Source organism: Okeania sp. SIO2C2 (genome assembly GCF_010692625.1).
Taxonomy (GTDB): domain Bacteria; phylum Cyanobacteriota; class Cyanobacteriia; order Cyanobacteriales; family Microcoleaceae; genus Okeania; species Okeania hirsuta.
The window spans coordinates 99,948-117,313 of record NZ_JAAHGM010000008.1 but is presented as its reverse complement, the minus strand read 5'-3'; the positions used below and the strand labels follow the sequence as shown (position 1 = coordinate 117,313).

The 17,366-nt window shown below is 39.1% G+C and carries 16 protein-coding genes and 1 pseudogene; 8 read left to right on the top strand and 9 right to left on the bottom strand.

Annotation, left to right across the window (positions count from 1 at the left end; genetic code table 11):
• A complete protein-coding gene (locus tag F6K18_RS08345; RefSeq protein WP_287276293.1) occupies positions 1–132 on the bottom strand; it encodes a hypothetical protein in 132 nt (43 codons plus the stop codon).
• On the opposite strand from F6K18_RS08345, the gene F6K18_RS08340 reads away from it, so the two are divergent.
• Complete coding sequence (locus F6K18_RS08340) at positions 126–854, top strand: hypothetical protein (RefSeq protein WP_287520042.1); 729 nt, start codon at positions 126–128, stop codon at positions 852–854. The two genes, F6K18_RS08345 and F6K18_RS08340, sit on opposite strands and share 7 nt — an antisense overlap.
• A gap of 13 nt (positions 855–867) precedes the next feature.
• Here F6K18_RS08340 and coaBC read toward each other — a convergent pair whose 3' ends face one another.
• The 3 genes from coaBC to F6K18_RS08325 all read right to left on the bottom strand — a co-directional run bounded on the left by coaBC (position 868) and on the right by F6K18_RS08325 (position 3,673).
• Complete coding sequence (gene coaBC, locus F6K18_RS08335; protein WP_353735029.1) at positions 868–2,094, bottom strand: bifunctional phosphopantothenoylcysteine decarboxylase/phosphopantothenate--cysteine ligase CoaBC; 1,227 nt, start codon at positions 2,092–2,094, stop codon at positions 868–870.
• 660 nt (positions 2,095–2,754) lie between these two features.
• On the bottom strand, positions 2,755–2,967 hold the full coding sequence (locus F6K18_RS08330; RefSeq protein ID WP_124145794.1) for a DUF2555 domain-containing protein: 213 nt from the start codon (positions 2,965–2,967) through the stop codon (positions 2,755–2,757).
• An 88-nt stretch (positions 2,968–3,055) separates the two neighbouring features.
• Positions 3,056–3,673 (bottom strand): alpha/beta hydrolase, encoded by a 618-nt coding sequence (locus F6K18_RS08325; protein ID WP_287520040.1) that lies wholly within the window; start codon positions 3,671–3,673, stop codon positions 3,056–3,058.
• Positions 3,674–3,840: 167 nt separating this feature from the next.
• On the opposite strand from F6K18_RS08325, the gene F6K18_RS08320 reads away from it, so the two are divergent.
• The 5 genes and pseudogenes from F6K18_RS08320 (at position 3,841) to F6K18_RS08300 (ending at position 8,244) form a co-directional block, all read left to right on the top strand.
• Complete coding sequence (locus tag F6K18_RS08320; RefSeq protein WP_287520039.1) at positions 3,841–4,026, top strand: hypothetical protein; 186 nt, start codon at positions 3,841–3,843, stop codon at positions 4,024–4,026.
• A 224-nt stretch (positions 4,027–4,250) separates the two neighbouring features.
• Positions 4,251–4,388, top strand: coding sequence for a hypothetical protein (locus F6K18_RS08315; protein ID WP_161564600.1), 138 nt, complete (start codon positions 4,251–4,253; stop codon positions 4,386–4,388).
• 516 nt (positions 4,389–4,904) lie between these two features.
• A pseudogene (gene cysE, locus F6K18_RS08310) lies at positions 4,905–5,528 on the top strand (serine O-acetyltransferase); the annotation flags it as partial.
• 239 nt (positions 5,529–5,767) lie between these two features.
• Entirely contained in the window at positions 5,768–6,337 is a 570-nt protein-coding gene (locus F6K18_RS08305) for a PEP-CTERM sorting domain-containing protein (protein ID WP_287520038.1), read from the top strand.
• Between the two features lie 305 nt (positions 6,338–6,642).
• Positions 6,643–8,244, top strand: coding sequence for an FAD-binding oxidoreductase (locus F6K18_RS08300; protein WP_287520036.1), 1,602 nt, complete (start codon positions 6,643–6,645; stop codon positions 8,242–8,244).
• A 50-nt stretch (positions 8,245–8,294) separates the two neighbouring features.
• On the opposite strand, the gene F6K18_RS08295 is transcribed toward F6K18_RS08300, so the two are convergent.
• From F6K18_RS08295 to F6K18_RS08285, 3 genes are read right to left on the bottom strand one after another with little or no spacing between them, the layout of a single operon-like run.
• Positions 8,295–8,519, bottom strand: coding sequence for a hypothetical protein (locus tag F6K18_RS08295; protein ID WP_287520034.1), 225 nt, complete (start codon positions 8,517–8,519; stop codon positions 8,295–8,297).
• Positions 8,477–8,605, bottom strand: a complete 129-nt coding sequence (locus F6K18_RS08290) for a hypothetical protein (RefSeq protein ID WP_287520032.1) — start codon at positions 8,603–8,605, stop codon at positions 8,477–8,479. Before F6K18_RS08290 ends, F6K18_RS08295 begins: the two co-directional genes overlap by 43 nt.
• A complete protein-coding gene (locus F6K18_RS08285) occupies positions 8,605–8,775 on the bottom strand; it encodes a hypothetical protein (RefSeq protein ID WP_287520031.1) in 171 nt (56 codons plus the stop codon). The genes F6K18_RS08290 and F6K18_RS08285 overlap by 1 nt, the downstream gene beginning before the upstream one ends.
• A gap of 191 nt (positions 8,776–8,966) precedes the next feature.
• On the opposite strand from F6K18_RS08285, the gene F6K18_RS08280 reads away from it, so the two are divergent.
• Complete coding sequence (locus F6K18_RS08280) at positions 8,967–10,991, top strand: DUF6851 domain-containing protein (protein WP_287520029.1); 2,025 nt, start codon at positions 8,967–8,969, stop codon at positions 10,989–10,991.
• Between the two features lie 16 nt (positions 10,992–11,007).
• Here F6K18_RS08280 and F6K18_RS08275 read toward each other — a convergent pair whose 3' ends face one another.
• Complete coding sequence (locus F6K18_RS08275; RefSeq protein WP_287520028.1) at positions 11,008–11,700, bottom strand: hypothetical protein; 693 nt, start codon at positions 11,698–11,700, stop codon at positions 11,008–11,010.
• A 154-nt stretch (positions 11,701–11,854) separates the two neighbouring features.
• Positions 11,855–13,591 (bottom strand): iron uptake porin, encoded by a 1,737-nt coding sequence (locus F6K18_RS08270; protein WP_287520026.1) that lies wholly within the window; start codon positions 13,589–13,591, stop codon positions 11,855–11,857.
• Between the two features lie 552 nt (positions 13,592–14,143).
• Between F6K18_RS08270 and F6K18_RS08265 the strand changes: the two genes are divergently transcribed.
• Positions 14,144–17,366: DUF4347 domain-containing protein (locus F6K18_RS08265; protein ID WP_287520024.1), on the top strand; the 3,223-nt coding region annotated here is incomplete at its 3' end.

Here is a 17,366-nt window from a genome sequence, read left to right as displayed (position 1 = left end):
TCATTCGTCACTGTTCAACGCCATAAATTCAAATTCTGGTTCTTTTCTGGGTAGTGGGGGAGACATAACTCTAGATGCAGTTGATACTATTGATATTACTGGTGGGAGATTAAGTTCAGGTTCTGTTGGCACCAACTCTGGCAACTCAGATGATATTAATGTCGAAGCGGGAAGAAGATATCAATACTGAGGAAATTAATTCTAGTGGTGGAGAAAATACTGGGGACATAGAGGTTAGTAGCGATAATGGGGAGGTAAATACGGGAAATATTGAATCCCTTGGTGACTCAGAAGACTCAGGTAATATTGATGTTAATGCGGAAGGGGATATAAATACAGAAAATATTAGTTCTATTGGCAATAATAGTGGAGATATTTCTGTTAATAGTCAAGAAGGTTCTGTGAATACAAATAATATTGAAACAATTGCCGAAGCTGGAAATTCTGGGGATATAAATATTGTAGCAATAGACGATATAAGTACAGGTAATATTAGTTCTATTGGCAATAATAATAGTGGAGATATTTCTGTTAATAGTCAGGCAAGTTCTGTTAATACAAATAATATTACGACTCAAGCAGAAACAGGTACTGCTGGTGACATTGATATTAGTGCTAGAAATAATATAAATACAGGTAATATTACTTCCACTAATCCTCAAGGAAGTGGTAATATTAATCTGACCACTGAAGTAGGTAAAATTAATACAGGTGAAGTCTTTACAGATACAGGAAAAATTAATCTTAATCAACCAAACAATAATATTAGTTCAGTAGTAGAAAATAATCCGATTTCTATAACTCCCAGTTCCACACCTTCAACTACTGCTACCGGATTTGATATCAATATTTAATCTCCTCATCCCCCTATATCCCTAGCTCCCCATCTCCCCATCCCCCGCTCTCCAAGACAAAACTCCACAACCTATGAGCCATTTCTAATTTACTACAAGACGGAATATCTCGCCGACGACCTTCAGCATCCAGAAAAATTCCTTGATTTGTATCGCTACCAAAACCCGCTTCCTCTCGGTCAATAGGGTTAGCAACAATAGCATCTAAATTTTTAACCTGCAACTTCTCCAACGCAGGTGTAACAATATCTCCAGTCTGTGCTGCAAACCCAATCAAATATTGCCTGCGCTGCTTTAACCTTCCTAACTCCGCCACAATATCCGGTACAGGCGTCAAAGGTAATAAATCTGGTAGCGATCGCTTTGGCAATTTCTCACTACTATACTCAACAGGTTTAACATCTGCTACTGCCGCACTCATCACAATTATATCTGCTTCAGTAAAATGAGATAACATTGCTTGTCGCATCTGAGCAGCACTCACTACCTCCACAGTTTTTATCCCTGATAACAGCAACTCTCCCGAAATACTATGAACCAAAGTAACACTTGCACCGCGATGCAATGCCGCCTTAGCTAAAGCTATACCCATCTTACCCGTAGAAGGGTTGCCAATATACCTCACAGGGTCTAAATGTTCTCGGGTTCCACCCGCGCTAATTAATATTCTCTTACCTACTAAATCTCTTTTGCCTGCTGTATATAACAAAGATTCTATATTTGTGATTATCTCTGTTGGTTCCGCCATTCGGCCTTGACCAACGCGATCGCAAGCTAATATTCCCGTACTTGGATGTATACCATAATATCTTTTTTCTGTCAATATTTGTTGCCAATTTCGCTGTACTGTCTGTTGTTCCCACATATCAGTATTCATTGCCGGAGATAATAAAATTGGGCAACTAGAAGCCAGCACTGTATTAGTTAACAAATTATCTGCTAAACCGTATACTAATTTTGCCAAAGTATTTGCTGTGAGAGGAGCAATGACTATTATTTCTGCCCATTCACCCAACTGAATATGCAATGGACGTCCGTGAGTAGACTGCCAAAAATCTCGATCTGTATAAGCTGGATAACGACAGAGAGTGGATAAAGTTAGAGGTGTAATGAACTGTTGAGCAGAATCTGTCAAAATTGCTCGCACCTCGATACCAGATTTTACGAGAGTAGAAACTACTTCACAAATTTTATAAGCTGCTATACCACCACAAATACTGATTAAAACTCTTCTACCCATAATATTTTCTTGTCTTGAAAAGGAGAGGTAATTGTTAATTAATAATTGTTAATTGTTGAAATTCTAGATCGTTAAGTTGTGAAGAAGCAAATAATTAATTAATATAGTATTTTTGGCATTGGTGATTTGAGGTATGAAATAAGTAATTTAGGTAAATTAAGAGTCATTCTTTGAATAGCAAAATTAGATGTTGTCTTTACTTAATTGACCGAAAAACACTTTTCTTTCTCCTGACTCGGTCCTGCTGAGGACTGACTCTGAAGTAATTAAAATTAATATCATACACACTCTTGAGCAACGCCATATTTTTCATTAAGCAGTTGGGGTCGCACATTATGGAATGATATTGCCAAAAATTAGTTTAGACTTTGACTAAAAAAACCTAATATCAATCATTCTAGCAATTGATTAATCCAAAATCCTGTTCATCAAAAATCTAAAATCATTCGTCACTGTGCAACGCCAAGCAGTTGTCATATCAAATGAATGTTTCCTATTTGACTAAAATCATCAGTAAGTATTCAAACATAATTAAGATTAAGATAAATAGGAGTGTTGGGTAAAAAGTATCCAAGCTTAAAAATACCTTGTTTACTAAACCAACACTCTCAAATCTGACAAAATGATTAAATTACTGACTTGTGCGTTCCCATATTTTCCTCAAGCCTCATCACAAGGCTCTAAATCCAATAAATGGATATAAGGATCGATTAACTCTGGACGTTGAAAGGCGATCGCTCGTAGCAGGTGCCAATCACTCAACCCGTCAAAAGGATTTTGATAATCATCTTCCTCCAAACGTAAAGCCAACTTAGCTACATCCTGTGCAGTTAAATTAGCAACCTCGTGTAAAGAACGGGCTATAGTTTGCATCAAAACCGACCTCCCTGAAATGGCATCTGCTGAAAGCATTAATTAAAACGGAGTGTTATTCACACCTCCATTTAATATAATAGTCTTTCTAAGCTTTTGCCATAGTATCTATAACAAAACTTCGCATTAACTTCACAATTTCTGGAATAATCTCATGTCCCATATTAAATTCTTGGTATTGTATATTTGCCCCCAGATTTGTGAAAGTATCGCGCGTTCGTCTTCCTTGTTCAATAGGTAAAACTGGATCTTGTATACCATGTACAACCAACACAGGTGGTAATTTTTCTCCTGATGGTTGAAGTTGAGAATGTAGATATCCACTTAAAATAATTAAACCTTTTATTGGCAAAGTTACTCCTACATCCATAGCCATTGCCCCACCTTGAGAAAAGCCACATAGAATAGTTTTAGATAAAGGTATCCCTGTTTTACTTTCTAGAGAAATTAGCCAATCAATTAATATTTGGCGACTTTCAACCAGACCTTGGAATTCTAAATTTGATAAGTCATACCACATTTTTCCCTCAGGAACTTCAGGATGAGGCAATGGAGCATTTGGAAATTCAAACCAATAATCAGGCAAATTCAACTGTGTTGCTAAAGGTGTTAAATCATTACAATTAGCTCCCCAGCCATGTAAGAGAACAAATAAAGCAGTAGGTTCTAAATTAGGTGAGATAGTAATTGAACTTAATTGGGTCATTATAAAGACATCAAAAGTAATTCCATTATTGTAACTATTCTGCACCAAATATTAAATTAGTTTTGCACAGTTACTTATAGAACCAAGTTTACAGCGCTTTTTATATTGATGAACCACATAGTCACAATCACGCGCCCAGTAGGGACGTTCCATAGAACGTCCCTACTGTGGTCTACCGAAATGAAAACCGCTGTAAAGATGGGGAGATGGGAAGATGGGGATATCAAGAAAGATTTGGTAATGGCGCTGTGATGGAACTTTTTTTTAGACCGAACCCGAGCGGATTTGATCTGACTGCGCGGGGTGCAGCAGATGCAAGCGGTCATTGTGTGCTAGCTTTTAGCGGAAGTTAGGCGCAAGCGCAAAACGCCCACATGAAAAGCGCAGTATGAAAAACGGAAAAAGCCTCTTACAGAGGAACTGCGGAATTCAGTACCTCCGGTAATAGGGAGGCGATCGAACATACTAAATTTTCTTTCTCTTGGTCGATTGGATATGGCATTTTGCAAGCGTAAAGCTCCACTTTTTATCCCCTTAAAAGAGGAGACTTGAAACCTGATTTTGTGGTTATAGCGCTGTGCGCAGGCAACAGCTCCGGAAGGCAACAGCTCCGGAAGGGGGATTGAAGAAGGAGACAGGAGACAGGAGACAGGAGACAGGAGGAAAATTACATGGGGATTCGCTCCCCCAAGTAATGCGTGAACACCCCCGTTGACGGTGGGGTATTAAACCCACAAAGAAAATGATAAATTGCCGATAATATAAGACTTTTAGCTATTTTGCCCCTCCTGCAATTTGTAAATATACCAGCGCTCATTGCTATAAAAAATTTATAAATTTCAATCAGTAAATATACTCTATGCTAAAAAAAACTGTATTATATGGCGTTGCTGAGGGGCGGGATGAATCTTTGCACAAAAGGTAACATCTTTTACTTCCTCTTTTTTTCAAACTATAATTCCAATGGGCACTCTATGTAACGCCCTCCACACTCTTCACACTAATTCCAATGGGCACTCTATGTAACGCCTATTATATCATGTCCGGATAATAGCGCCATAAAAAACTTTTTTCTACTCTTCCTTCCCTCCCGACTCCTGACTAACTATACCGAAGAAAAGCTGGTTTAATATTACAACAGTAGATACTGACAAATTTTTGCATAACCTTTTCTATGTGAGAAATATAAACTCGCAGAACAGAAAAACAACAGTAAAAAGGAGACAGTAAAATGTCCTTAACTGGGGAACTAATCCCTGCTGAAACCAGGATTAACAAGCATTTGGTAGCTTCAGAATCTCATAGATATTTCTTCTTGGCAAGTCAGATAAAACTGCTTAATTTTCTGAGAACGATATCAGCTGACTTCCAGATTATTTTTCAACGTGATCCAGCAGCTAAAAACTGGTTTGAAGTTTTGTTGTGTTACCCAGGGTTTCATGCCTTGCTGTGTTATCGGATAGCTCACTATCTCCATGGTTTAAAAACTCCCTTAATTCCTCGCTTCATTTCGTACTTTGCTCGCTTCTTGACTGGAATTGAAATTCATCCTGCTGCTCAAATTGGTAAGGGTGCTTTCATTGACCACGGGATGGGTGTAGTAATTGGCGAAACAGCAAAAGTGGGAGAATATGTTCTGCTCTATCAAGGGGTGACTCTCGGTGGAACAGGTAAAGAGACTGGGAAACGCCACCCCACTCTGGGAAAAAATGTGATTGTCGGAGCTGGAGCTAAAGTTTTAGGTAATATCAAAATCGACAACAATGTTTCTATTGGTGCTAATGCAGTTATTCTACGGAATGTTTCTGTTAATTGCACAGTTGTCGGAGTTCCTGGTCGAATTGTTAAGCGTTCAGTATTAAGTTGAGATTTATACTGAAACCGAGAAAAATTCAATCTCAAGGGGATTTCAAGCAAAATTGATAGCTTTTATTCCAGAGCTACTAACTAGCTCTAGGAGAACGCAAGTTTAGGCAAAATTAGCGATCGCTCATCTAGTTACTCACAGCTATTTTTGCTCAAAAGACTCATTTTGTCTTTTTTTCAAACTCATCAGACAAATTAAATCAACAAATCATAGGAAAAAGTAAAACAATGACTAACAACATCTTCACAAAATTCACCGTCGCAATTGCTAGTGCAGCTTTGTTTACCGTAGTTTCAGAAATTCCCGCTCATGCTGCCTCTTTCAACTTCAATTTCCCTCTGATAGATGATGCTGAAGATATTCTCGGTTCTGGTTCTGTCAGTTTCGAGGCAGAACCAGATAAATTGAACGCTTTGGAGAAGTTTGCCCTAACTGAGTTTGACGTAGAACTTACTTTAAACACATTAGACACATTTTCTTTCTCCCACACAAATGCAGATAAGGCAAACGCTGTTTTTGCCAATGGAGAATTTTTAGGAATAGAGTACAACGGAAAATCTCAAGAAAGTAGTGATTATGTACTTCTGATTGATGGTGGAGATGAAGCAATCAAGCCTGGTGAACCTGGAGCTTGGTCAATATGGGGTCCAAACCTGGAAACTGGAGCTGTTGATACCAGGGTTACCGGAGGAGACAACGTTAGCTATGAATCAGTACCAGAACCTGCATCATTGGCAGGATTAGGAATTTTAGGTCTAAGTTTACTTGTGAGCAAGAAAAAAATCAATTCCCATTAAAAAAGCGGTCAGCATTCAGCAGTCAGCGGTCAGCAGTAAACATTTAGAAGGGGATTTAAACCCCTCCGCGCACCTTCCGGTTTATACCGGGGATTTAAACCCAGAGCTATAAAAGCTGATAGCTGTTTGCGGAGCATTCCGGTACGGAAATGCTAAAAGCTAATAGCTAGTGAAACATCAAGTTCTAGATTAACTTTAGGAATGATTGAGAGTAGCAAAACTCAGGTAAAAAATTCTCTCTCAATCATCTTTTGATTCAGCCAAAACTAATTTAATTTATCTATTCAGCAGTAAGGAGAACAACAATGGTATCGGTTTTACAATCTAACCCCAGTTTGAAATTAAAATGGCACTACCTAGAATTTTGTCAAAAAATACTTGGTCATCAATATGTAATTACCAATGAGAATGTAATTGCCTCAGTAGAGACAGCAACTTTTGAAACTTCACAACAAGTGCGTTTCGTGATTCAACCAGGTTCACCACAAGAGGTTCAAGCGTGCCTTAAAGCTGCTCAACTATTTGGAGTTCATATTCACCCAGTCAGTCAGGGATATAACTGGGGATATGGTTCTCAAGTTCCTGATGAAAACCTGAGTGTGGTTATGAATTTGAGTAGACTGAATCAGATTAAGGTAGATGGTAAAAATGCCACGGTCACTCTTGGTCCTGGAGTAACTCAGCAGCAGTTATTTGAATATTTGCGGTCAAATTATCCCCACTTGTTCTTTTCTCTCACAGGAAGTTCACCTTATTCCAGCGTTATTGGCAATGCTATAGATGCAGGTTATGCCAACGGTCTGAATGTCATTCGCTGGAATCATGTAATTTCCCTTGAGGCGATTTTACCCTCTGGTGAATTACTCAAAACTGGATTTGATGCTTTGCCCAACGCTTCAACAGCAGGAATATCTCGTTATGGTCTCGGACCAGACTTGAAGGGTTTATTTCGGCAATCAAATTTAGGAATTGTCACCGAAATGACGTTGGAATTATCATTACTGCCTGCATACCTACAAATTTTTTATTTTTCCATTGATGAGGAAAAGCAGTTAGGTGAGCTAACTGACCAATTGCACAATTTAAAGCAAACTGGATTAATTGAAAGTAACTGGATACTGTTGCATGGCTACCGAATTCTGGCAGAAGTCAGTCAGTTTCCTTGGCAAGAGACTGATGCACAAAGAACTCTAGATCGCAATCTGATGCTGAAACTCTTACGCCAACAACAAATTCCTGGCTGGTCAGGAGTTTATAACGGAGTGTTTGCTATCTATTCTCCTACTTTAAGGCGCGCTGAAGCAATGAAAGCAGATATTCACGAAGCCCTCAATAACAAAGTAAGTAGATTGAAAACGTTCACTGTAGACCAGTCTCAAATCAAAAAATTGCGTTGGAATAGGAATCTAGAAATTCCTGAATTGACTCATAAACTACTCAAAGGTCGTCTCTTGACTTTTGCTGGAATTCCTGTTCAGGGCAGTATTCCTATTAGTTATTGGCGTAAACGCTATTCAATTCCAGAAATTATGGATCTAGACCGAGACCAATGTGGTTTTATCTGGCTAGCTGTGACAGCACCTGCTTCTGGTACCGATGCACTTACTATTGTTCCTGTGATTGAACACTTTTTTAATGATTACGGGTTTGAGCCAATGATTGTTTTAGATGGTGTTAACAGTAGAGAAATGTATGTGATGACATCTTTAGTTTACGACCGCGAAGTTCCTGGTCGAGATGAACAGGCGAGAAAGTGTTTTGAGCGTCTAGCAGCAGAATTAAGGACAATGGGATACTATCAATACCGTTGGCCTAAAGCACTTTCTGTTGAGAATGCTTTACCAGAAAGAAATGATGACTATGCTTCAGTTTTCGCCAAGCTACAGTCAAGTATACTAGGAGATTAGGCAGTAGGGAGTAGTGCCGCTACCCGGAAGTTAAAAGTTAAAATTGAGTGCTAATTGGCGAGGTTTCCTACGGCGCTTTTAAAGTGCGGAACTATTTCCGCACACAGTCCCTCCAGGATGTATGTAGGGTCTAGAGCAATAACTATTGTCCAATAGAGCAATAGAACATTAATAATCGCCAAACAGAGCGATCGCTTTTGAACCAGAGCAATAACTATTGTCCAATAGAACATTAATAATCGCCAAACAGAGCGATCGCTTTTGAACCAGAGCAATAACTATTGTCCAATAGAGCAATAATAATCGCCAAACAGAGCGATCGCTTTTGAACCAGAGCAATAACTATTGTCCAATAGAACATTAATAATCGCCAAACAGAGCGATCGCTTTTGAACCAGAGCAATAACTATTGTCCAATAGAGCAATAATAATCGCCAAACAGAGCGATCGCTTTTGAACCAGAGCAATAACTATTGTCCAATAGAACATTAATAATCGCCAAACAGAGCGATCGCTTTTGAACCAGAGCAATAACTATTGTCCAATAGAGCAATAGAACATTAATAATCGCAAAACAGAAAGAATATTTCACCTTAAAAGGCGGGGTTTTAGACCCAATCCTGTTTGATAACTCGCCTCTCCGACTCTTGCTTATTCCCTCTTGCTTCTTCCTTCTTCCTTCTTCCTTCTACACTTTAGTTCTTTAACACTAACAAAAAAACATGAATAATTCCACCAGACAAAATCAGCAAATTTCTGACAACAACATCAATCTCACCGTCAACCCAGAAACTCAACTTGTCACAGTAGAAAATCCCACACCAAGCATTTCCGTACTATGGGATCAAGCAGTACAACAAGCAGTCATCAACACCTCCCCCGGTCCGACTGTTGCCTCCCGTGCTTATGGCATCCTACACACAGCCGCCTATGACGCTTGGAGCGCCTACGACCCACTAGCTATTGGAACTCAATTAGAGGATAATCTCCAACGTCCCCAGTCAGAAAACACTGATGCCAACAAAACTGAAGCTATAAGTTTTGCTGCTTATCGGGTATTATCCGAACTCTTCCCTAGCGAAGTAGAAATTTTCAATGAAGTCATGGCCGAATTAGGCTTTGACCCCAACAACACAACCACCGATACAACTACTCCTGCTGGCATTGGTAATGTCTCCGCTGAAGCACTATTAACATTCCGTCGTAATGATGGCTCCAACCAACTAGGAAATGACCCCAACGGTGACGGAACTCCTTACTCCGATATTACTAACTATCAACCCCTTAATTTTCCTGGAGAAACTATCGATATAGAGTCTTGGACTCCCGAACGAGTTCCCATTGATGCTCTACCCGGTGAAGAACAAAGAATACAAAGATTCCTAACACCTCAATGGGGTAATGTTACACCCTTTAGTCTCACATCCGTTGAAGAAATACGACCATCAGCACCAGAACCATTTTTACTTGTAGATGGTGAGGTAGACTTAGAAGCACGCACAATTACTCTAGCAGACCAGTCTGTGGTTGAAATTACTCCCGATATTGTGGGTACTATTATTAATCCTGAATTTATCGAACAGACACAAAGAATTGTCGATCTCAGTGCTAACCTGACAGATGAACAAAAATTAATCGCCGAATTTTGGGAAGACGGAGGCGGTACATCATTCCCTCCCGGAACTTGGCTGACTTTTGGAGAATTTGTTTCCGCTAGGGATAATCATACTTTAGACGAGGATGTGAAACTGTTCTTTAATTTGGGTAATGCAGTATTTGATGCTGGTATTGCTGCTTGGGATGCTAAAACTTTTTATGATTATGCTCGACCTGTACGCACAGTCCGGGAGTTAGGAGAACTGGGTTTAATAGGAGAATTTAATCCAGAACTTGGTGGTTTTGCTATAGATGCTTGGGCAGGTCCAGCAGAAGGAACCCAAACTATTTTGGCAACTGATTTTCTCACCTTTCAAACTCCTGGTAGTGACCCTTCACCTCCTTTTGCTGAATATGTATCTGGTCATAGTACTTTCAGTGCTGCGGGTGCTGAAATTTTGGAACGGTTTACTGGTAGTGATGATTTTGGTGCTTCAGTCAGTTTTGCTGCAGGAGAGTCTCGTTTTGAATCTGGTTTGACACCGGAGTCACCTCTAGTTTTGGAGTGGGATACTTTTAGTGAAGCTGCGGATGAAGCTGGTATTTCTCGTCTTTATGGTGGTATTCATTTTGATGATGGGGACTTGAATGGTCGCGAGTTAGGGCGAGAAGTTGGGGAAAGTGTTTGGGAGAGAACTCAGTCGGTTATTGCTCCTAATGTTATTATCAGTACAAATGATGATGATGATTTAATTGGAACTTCTGAAAATAGTTTCATTTATGGCAACAAAGGTGATCATACAGTCCAAGGTTTGGATGGTAACGACTTACTTTTTGGAGGTAAAGGTGACGATACAGTTGATGGAGGTAATGGTGTTGATATTATTGGTGGCCACAGGGGTGATGATATTCTCATCGGCGGACCTGGTGGCGATCGCTTTGACTTTGGATTAGGTCATGGCGACAATATTATTGTTGATTTTGAAGACGGAATAGATATTATTGGTTTACAGGGTGGTCTGAGTGTCGAGCAATTGACTATTTCTCAGATAGGTAATGATACTCGCATTAGTACTAACCAACTTTCTATTACGTTACAGGGTGTAGAGGAAAGCGTCATTAGTATTGATGATTTCACCGAACTTGCTTGATCGAAGAGTAGACCTTTTACCTCGGTGGTAACTGTTGAAAAATACCTCTACCTCCACCTCCAGTAATAGGAGTTATAGGTGTAGGTGATACGCGATCGCCAGAGCTACCAGCAGCAGGTTGAGAACCTCTCATCATTCCACCACGAGAGGGGTCTCCAACTCCACGAGAAGGGTCGGAAAATTCCGAGTCCGATACATCTGGAGACATGGTAAAATCAGAACCAGGTGCAGTGGTGCCACCCATTGGGTCGCCTGTACCACCCAGAGCATCATTTAAAAAAGTATTAGAAAAGCCACTGAAATCTAGTTTTCTCTCTTCTTCAAAAAACGGTACGCTTATTCTACGTTTTGCTGGTTCCCTAGAATTTTCTTCTTGAGCGTAAGCTACAGATATTAACCCAAGGGAAAAAGAAGAAGAAAGAAAGAAACATATCAATTTATTAATTGAATTTATCAGGAAAGGCAGAGGGGAGGAGGCAGAAGGCAGAAGGGAATTATGACTCCTGTCTTCGTTCATTCCCAAATATTTTGTTCTTTTTTGTTGCACCTTTACTCTTGTTTGTTCTCTGTTTCTTACTGCTATCAAAAAGCTATTATTTTTGATATTATCTTTTTCTTTTGGGTTTAATATCCCGCCATCTACAAGATGTTGAAAATTGGTTGAGATTTTAGTCCCCATCCACTTTTTTATTCTTCTTTCTTCAATCATAGATAAATATAGTTATTCTAAATTTTTTTTGTTAATTTTACTTATCTTTTTCTTTTGGGTTTAATACCCCACTGTCTTACAGAGTGTTGACAATTGGTTGAAGTTTGAGTCCCCATCCATTTTTTCTTCCTTCTTCCTTCTTCCTTCTTCAAGGTCAAAAGCGGAAAGTTGTCCGTAAAACTCCAATTACAATTGTTTCATTATCTTCATTATGTTCTGGATTAGTAACTACAAAAAATCCGGGAGTAATTGTGATATAATCGTTAACTTTATACCGATAAAAAGTTTCAATATGATAAGAAGTATCCTCATCTTCTTCAATGCCATTATCTCCATCAACTAATTTTAACGGTTTACCAAATAAAAGGGCAAATAAATCTCCTTGACGACCAAAAGGGTCAGACATACCAACAGAAAATAAATAAGTATTAGAAGTAGCATGAGCATCAGAATTAATATAATTTGTAAATACCCATCCTCCCCAAGCACCTAGAGTTATTTTCTCCCAAACTCGCCATTGCACTGTACCACCCACGGCATTAATATTAGCAGGTATACTTAACCCTCCAGAAGTATCAGCATTTAAGCTACCAGTAAAGGTATCTAAAAAACCGTCTTCTGAATAAGCATTAATATAAGTCACACCAGTCAATACATTATCAAATGGAACAGTTAAAAATTGAACTCCCACAGCACTATGACCTGCATCAGTAATACCACCTTGACCTGTTGGACCGTTACCAGGGTTTTCGCTATCCCGGGTACCGTAGGCAACTTGCAAACGTACTTTATCAGTAATTAACCAATCAAAACCTAAACCAGAATCTAATCTACCTATCTTAAATATGGGACTAGAGTCAGTAAAGCGGGAAATAGACCCACGACCTGCGTCAAAATAAGGGGAGTTAGCTGTGAGGACACTATTTAAGCTGAAGTTGACAGGACGGAAAGTGAAGACCACGCGATCGCCAAAAGCGGGAAAACGATATTCCAACTTAAATATCTGAAACTCATCATCTGTATTTGTTTGATAAGATAAAATTGCCATATCTGTATTAAACGACTGACTACCTGCAAAACTACGACTACTGAAATTTGCTGCACCCAATTCTATTCGTAGGCGGTCTTTACCTGTAAAGGTTGTAGCTGTTTGCAATCGTACTAAATAATTAAAAATTGTGTTTTTGTCTCCGTCTCCACGTCCACCAAAAGCATTGACTACATCCTCACCGCCAAAACCGTTGGTTAAGCCAAATATTACTTCTCCACCAAATATTGTTGTAGTGCCATTAAACCTGTTTGCTTCTAATTCTGCGGTGCGAGCTTCAAGTACATCTATTCGACCACGAAGGGTAGCTAACTCTGGAGCAAATTCTTCGACTAAACGTTGAACGGCAGCTATATCCTCGCGAGTCGCTAAGTCTACTGTAGACTGGCCAATTAATTCTGTCATTCTATCTAAGCAGGCATTTAACCCAGCAGCAAATTCGTATCGGGTCATAGCTCGGTTGCCTTTGTAAGTGCCGTCTGGATATCCTGAAATACAACCGTAACGTTCTACTAATGATTGTAATGCTTGAAATGCCCAGTCTGTAGGTTGGATATCTGAGAGTTGGGATACGGAGGTTACTTGGTCTAGTTCTGAAAGATCGTCATATTCATCTGATGCTTGTGCTAGTTGTAGGGTTTTTTTTCTAACTGTTGAAGGAACAGAATGGGAGTTATTTAAGCTCTGTAATATTGGTGGTGATAGTAAATGGAGAAAAGACTCATCTTGAGGTTTAACTTTTGTAGAATTTATTTGTGTTAATCCAGTTGCAGATTTTGCCCATGTTAAAGGAACTCCTAAAATAAATATTGAGATTAAAGATAATAAAAATTTACTTCCCATTTTATTTCGTCCTCATCTTATCGGTATATTTATTTAACTTGGTGTACTTTGATTTCAGTACATAATAATTTAAGACGTTTATATCATTAATATCTTCTTCGAGCAACCTAGCCAACAACTAATTTATTAAGATCAGTAAAATATTGTCTTCAAGTGCAGTGAAAGATCGAATAAGTTAATTTCTTAGACATAACTTCATAAGAAGATTACCAATCAAAACTTTACAAAACTTATTTATGGTCTTCCGGAAAATAAAATTTAATATTATCTTTATTGCCGTTATGTTAGTTATTTATATACGATTAAATTCACAAATCAAAAAAACTAAACAGTATAAAAACCGGAGTCAATAGGCTGTGGCCATAACAATTAGTAGCGAATTAGCTTCCTAAACTAGTCTTGAAGATCGCCAATTTAATTTATTTGATGAAGCCTTTAAACCCGGTATTTTACACACAAGTTATACATAATTTACTATCCAAATTCTAATTCCTGAATCTTTACTTGGTCAGGAAAAATCCTCAGAAAAAAACAGATTCACAAATATTTACCATGAACTTTTTAAACCAAAATCACAACCATGAAATTTTCTGTAAAAAGTTGGCAATTGAAGAAGGAGTCAGGAGTCAGAAGTCAGGAGTCAGGAGAACGGGGTCAATGGGGATTCTCATCCCACCAACCACATTTGCACCGTGCAGATGGTTGGGTATTAAATCCATAAGGGATAAAGATAATAGCCATTGTGTGAGTATTTGGCCTCCTGGTATGGGAATATTAGTAATTATTGACCCTACGGTAGAAAGTTATCAAATGTTAGCATCCGGGGTTTTGGCAGGGGCAAAAGTTGTAATTCTGAACTCGGAAGAAGATGAGGTCAGACAAATAACTAGAGCTATTTTGGATTATCCAGTTAATAGTCTCCATATTGTTTGTCATGGTTCTCCTGGTAGTTTGCAGTTGGGTAATACTAAGTTAAGTACCTCGACGTTGACCAAATACGAGGCGGAGTTGAAAAGGTGGGGTGAGACCATAGGGTCTGGTGGAATATTGTTGTATGGTTGCGAGGTAGGTGCGGGAGATATTGGGAAAGCTTTTGTGGGAAGGTTCCATGAGTTGAGTGGGGTAGGTGTTGCTGGTGCAGTAGGTCCTGTGGGTAATGCAGAATTAGGTGGTAGTTGGGAACTTGGGGTTAAGGTTGGGGAAGTTGGGGATGGTTTAGCGTTTGGGGAAGAGGTGTTGGTAAGTTATCCGGGAGTTTTGCCAGAAGATTTGCTCTTTGCTTCTCAAATTGAACCTGTCAACACCGCACCAACAGCTAATAATAGCAATATCCGCATAGACGAAGACACCACCTACAACTTTAGTATCACTGATTTTGATTATACAGACTCCGATGGCGACCCTCTAACCGAAATCGAAATCGTGAATTTACCCGAACGAGGGGAACTATTATTGGCAGGTTCACCATTAACCCCTGGTCAAACTATCAGCGCTACCCAAGTAGGAACTCTCAGCTATCGTCCAGAAATTCACGAAAATGGCGACAACTACACCACATTCCCAGTTATTTTTAACGATGGTGCAGAAAATAGCAACCAAGCGACAATAACTATCAACGTCAACCCAGTTAATGATCCTCCCGTAAGTGCAGATGATAATATTCGCTTTGAAGCAAATATCACTGGACAATTCCAATTTCAAGAAAGCAACTTTCCGATCATAGATGTAGATGGAGACAACCTAGCAAGTATTACGATCGCCCAAGAACCAAATTTAGGCAGTCTTACTCTCAACGATGAACCAGTCACTAACCCCATCCCCGTTAGTGACATCGACCAACTGGTATATAGTATAGAACCAACTCCTGTAGGCAATAACATCGATGAATTCACATTTACAGTTAATGACGGTCAAGCTGATAGTGTAGAATACACAATTAATATTAATGTCGGGGAAAGAAGTACAGATACACCCCCAACTGTAGCAGATGCTGAGATTACAATAGAAGAAGATACTACCTTTCAATTTAATACATCAATTTTCAACTTTCGAGATGCAGATGGTGACTTTTTCAGCAACTTCAACATAACCAGAACTCCAGAATTAGGACGACAGGAAACATTCACAGACGAGGGTGTTCTTGAAAACATTTTCTACATCCCCAACCATAACGAGTTCGGCAATAATTACACCAACTTAGAATTCCAGATCGGTGATAGTGGTGGACTCAACAGTCAAGAAACATACACCCTTAACATCAATGTCTCTCCAGTTAACGACAACCCAGTATTTACAAGTGGAGCGCCAACAACAGCTACAGTAGGTCAACTATACACTTACCAAATTACTGCCAATGATATAGACGAAGACCCGATAGATATTAACTCCAGTAACATACCTGGTTGGTTACAATTTACCGATAACGGAAACGGTACAGCTACATTAACAGGTACACCTACAGATCAAGACATAGGTAACAGCGATATTGAACTTACAGTTAGCGACCCCAGTGACACTACAGATACGCAAATTTTTAGCCTACAAGTCACTGGTCCCCAAGCACCTACAAACCTGCAAATTAGTGGTACAAAATTCAACGATATCAACAACAATGGTGTTTTAGACTTTATCGAACCAGGTTTGGCAGGAGTTACTATCTACGTCGATATTAATAATAATCAAGTTTTAGACAACGATGAACCTAGAGTAGTAACAAATAGTGAAGGGTCATACTTGTTTGAAAATATCAGCTTAGACCCTGGTACATATAGTATTAGAGATATTCCACCTGTTGGTTTAACTCAAACTGTTGCAGCTCCTACTATTACGGTTAACTCTGGATCTACAACTTTTACAAATATAGATATTGCTAATATTGCTACTATTGCCCAGAGTGGGAGTATTAGTGGTACAAAATTCAACGACCTTAATGGTGATGGTTTCTTCGACCCAGGTGAACCTCCATTAGAAGGATTTACTATTTATGTCGATTTTGACAACAGTAATACCTTAGATGCAGACGAACCAAACGCTATAACTAATACAGACGGCACTTACACCATTAACAATATCCCAGCAGGAAATTACACAGTTAGGGAAGTACAACAAACAGGTTTCACTCAAACTACACCAGACCCCATTGTTACAGTAGCAGCAGACCAAAATATCTCTAATATCAATTTGGGAAATTTTCAGTCATCAGAGTTAGGCAGTATCAGTGGGGTAAAATTCCAAGATGATAACCAAAGTGGGTTTCAAGACCCAGAAGAATTAGGTTTGCCAGGATTCAGAATTTACCTAGACCAGAATAATAATAATACCTTAGATGCAAATGAACCAAACGCCATAACAAATACAGACGGCACTTACACCATTAACAATATCCCAGCAGGAAATTACACAGTTAGGGAAGTACAACAAACAGGTTTCACTCAAACTACACCAGACCCCATTGTTACAGTAGCAGCAGACCAAAATATCTCTAATATCAATTTGGGAAATTTTCAGTCATCAGAGTTAGGCAGTATCAGTGGGGTAAAATTCCAAGATGATAACCAAAGTGGGTTTCAAGACCCAGAAGAATTAGGTTTGCCAGGATTCAGAATTTACCTAGACCAGAATAATAATAATACCTTAGATGCAAATGAACCAAACGCCATAACAAATACAGACGGCACTTACACCATTAACAATATCCCAGCAGGAAATTACACAGTTAGGGAAGTACAACAAACAGGTTTCACTCAAACTACACCAGACCCCATTGTTACAGTAG

Bases quoted from the DNA above. Each gene is read 5' to 3' on its own strand.
- F6K18_RS08280 (WP_287520029.1), top strand. From the start codon at position 8,967: ATGAATAATTCCACCAGACAAAATCAGCAAATTTCTGACAACAACATC.
- F6K18_RS08270 (WP_287520026.1), bottom strand. From the start codon at position 13,591: ATGGGAAGTAAATTTTTATTATCTTTAATCTCAATATTTATTTTAGGA.
- F6K18_RS08300 (WP_287520036.1), top strand. From the start codon at position 6,643: ATGGTATCGGTTTTACAATCTAACCCCAGTTTGAAATTAAAATGGCAC.
- F6K18_RS08305 (WP_287520038.1), top strand. From the start codon at position 5,768: ATGACTAACAACATCTTCACAAAATTCACCGTCGCAATTGCTAGTGCA.
- F6K18_RS08330 (WP_124145794.1), bottom strand. From the start codon at position 2,967: ATGCAAACTATAGCCCGTTCTTTACACGAGGTTGCTAATTTAACTGCA.
- F6K18_RS08275 (WP_287520028.1), bottom strand. From the start codon at position 11,700: ATGATTGAAGAAAGAAGAATAAAAAAGTGGATGGGGACTAAAATCTCA.
- coaBC (WP_353735029.1), bottom strand. From the start codon at position 2,094: ATGGGTAGAAGAGTTTTAATCAGTATTTGTGGTGGTATAGCAGCTTAT.
- F6K18_RS08325 (WP_287520040.1), bottom strand. From the start codon at position 3,673: ATGACCCAATTAAGTTCAATTACTATCTCACCTAATTTAGAACCTACT.
- F6K18_RS08290 (WP_287520032.1), bottom strand. From the start codon at position 8,605: ATGTTCTATTGGACAATAGTTATTGCTCTGGTTCAAAAGCGATCGCTC.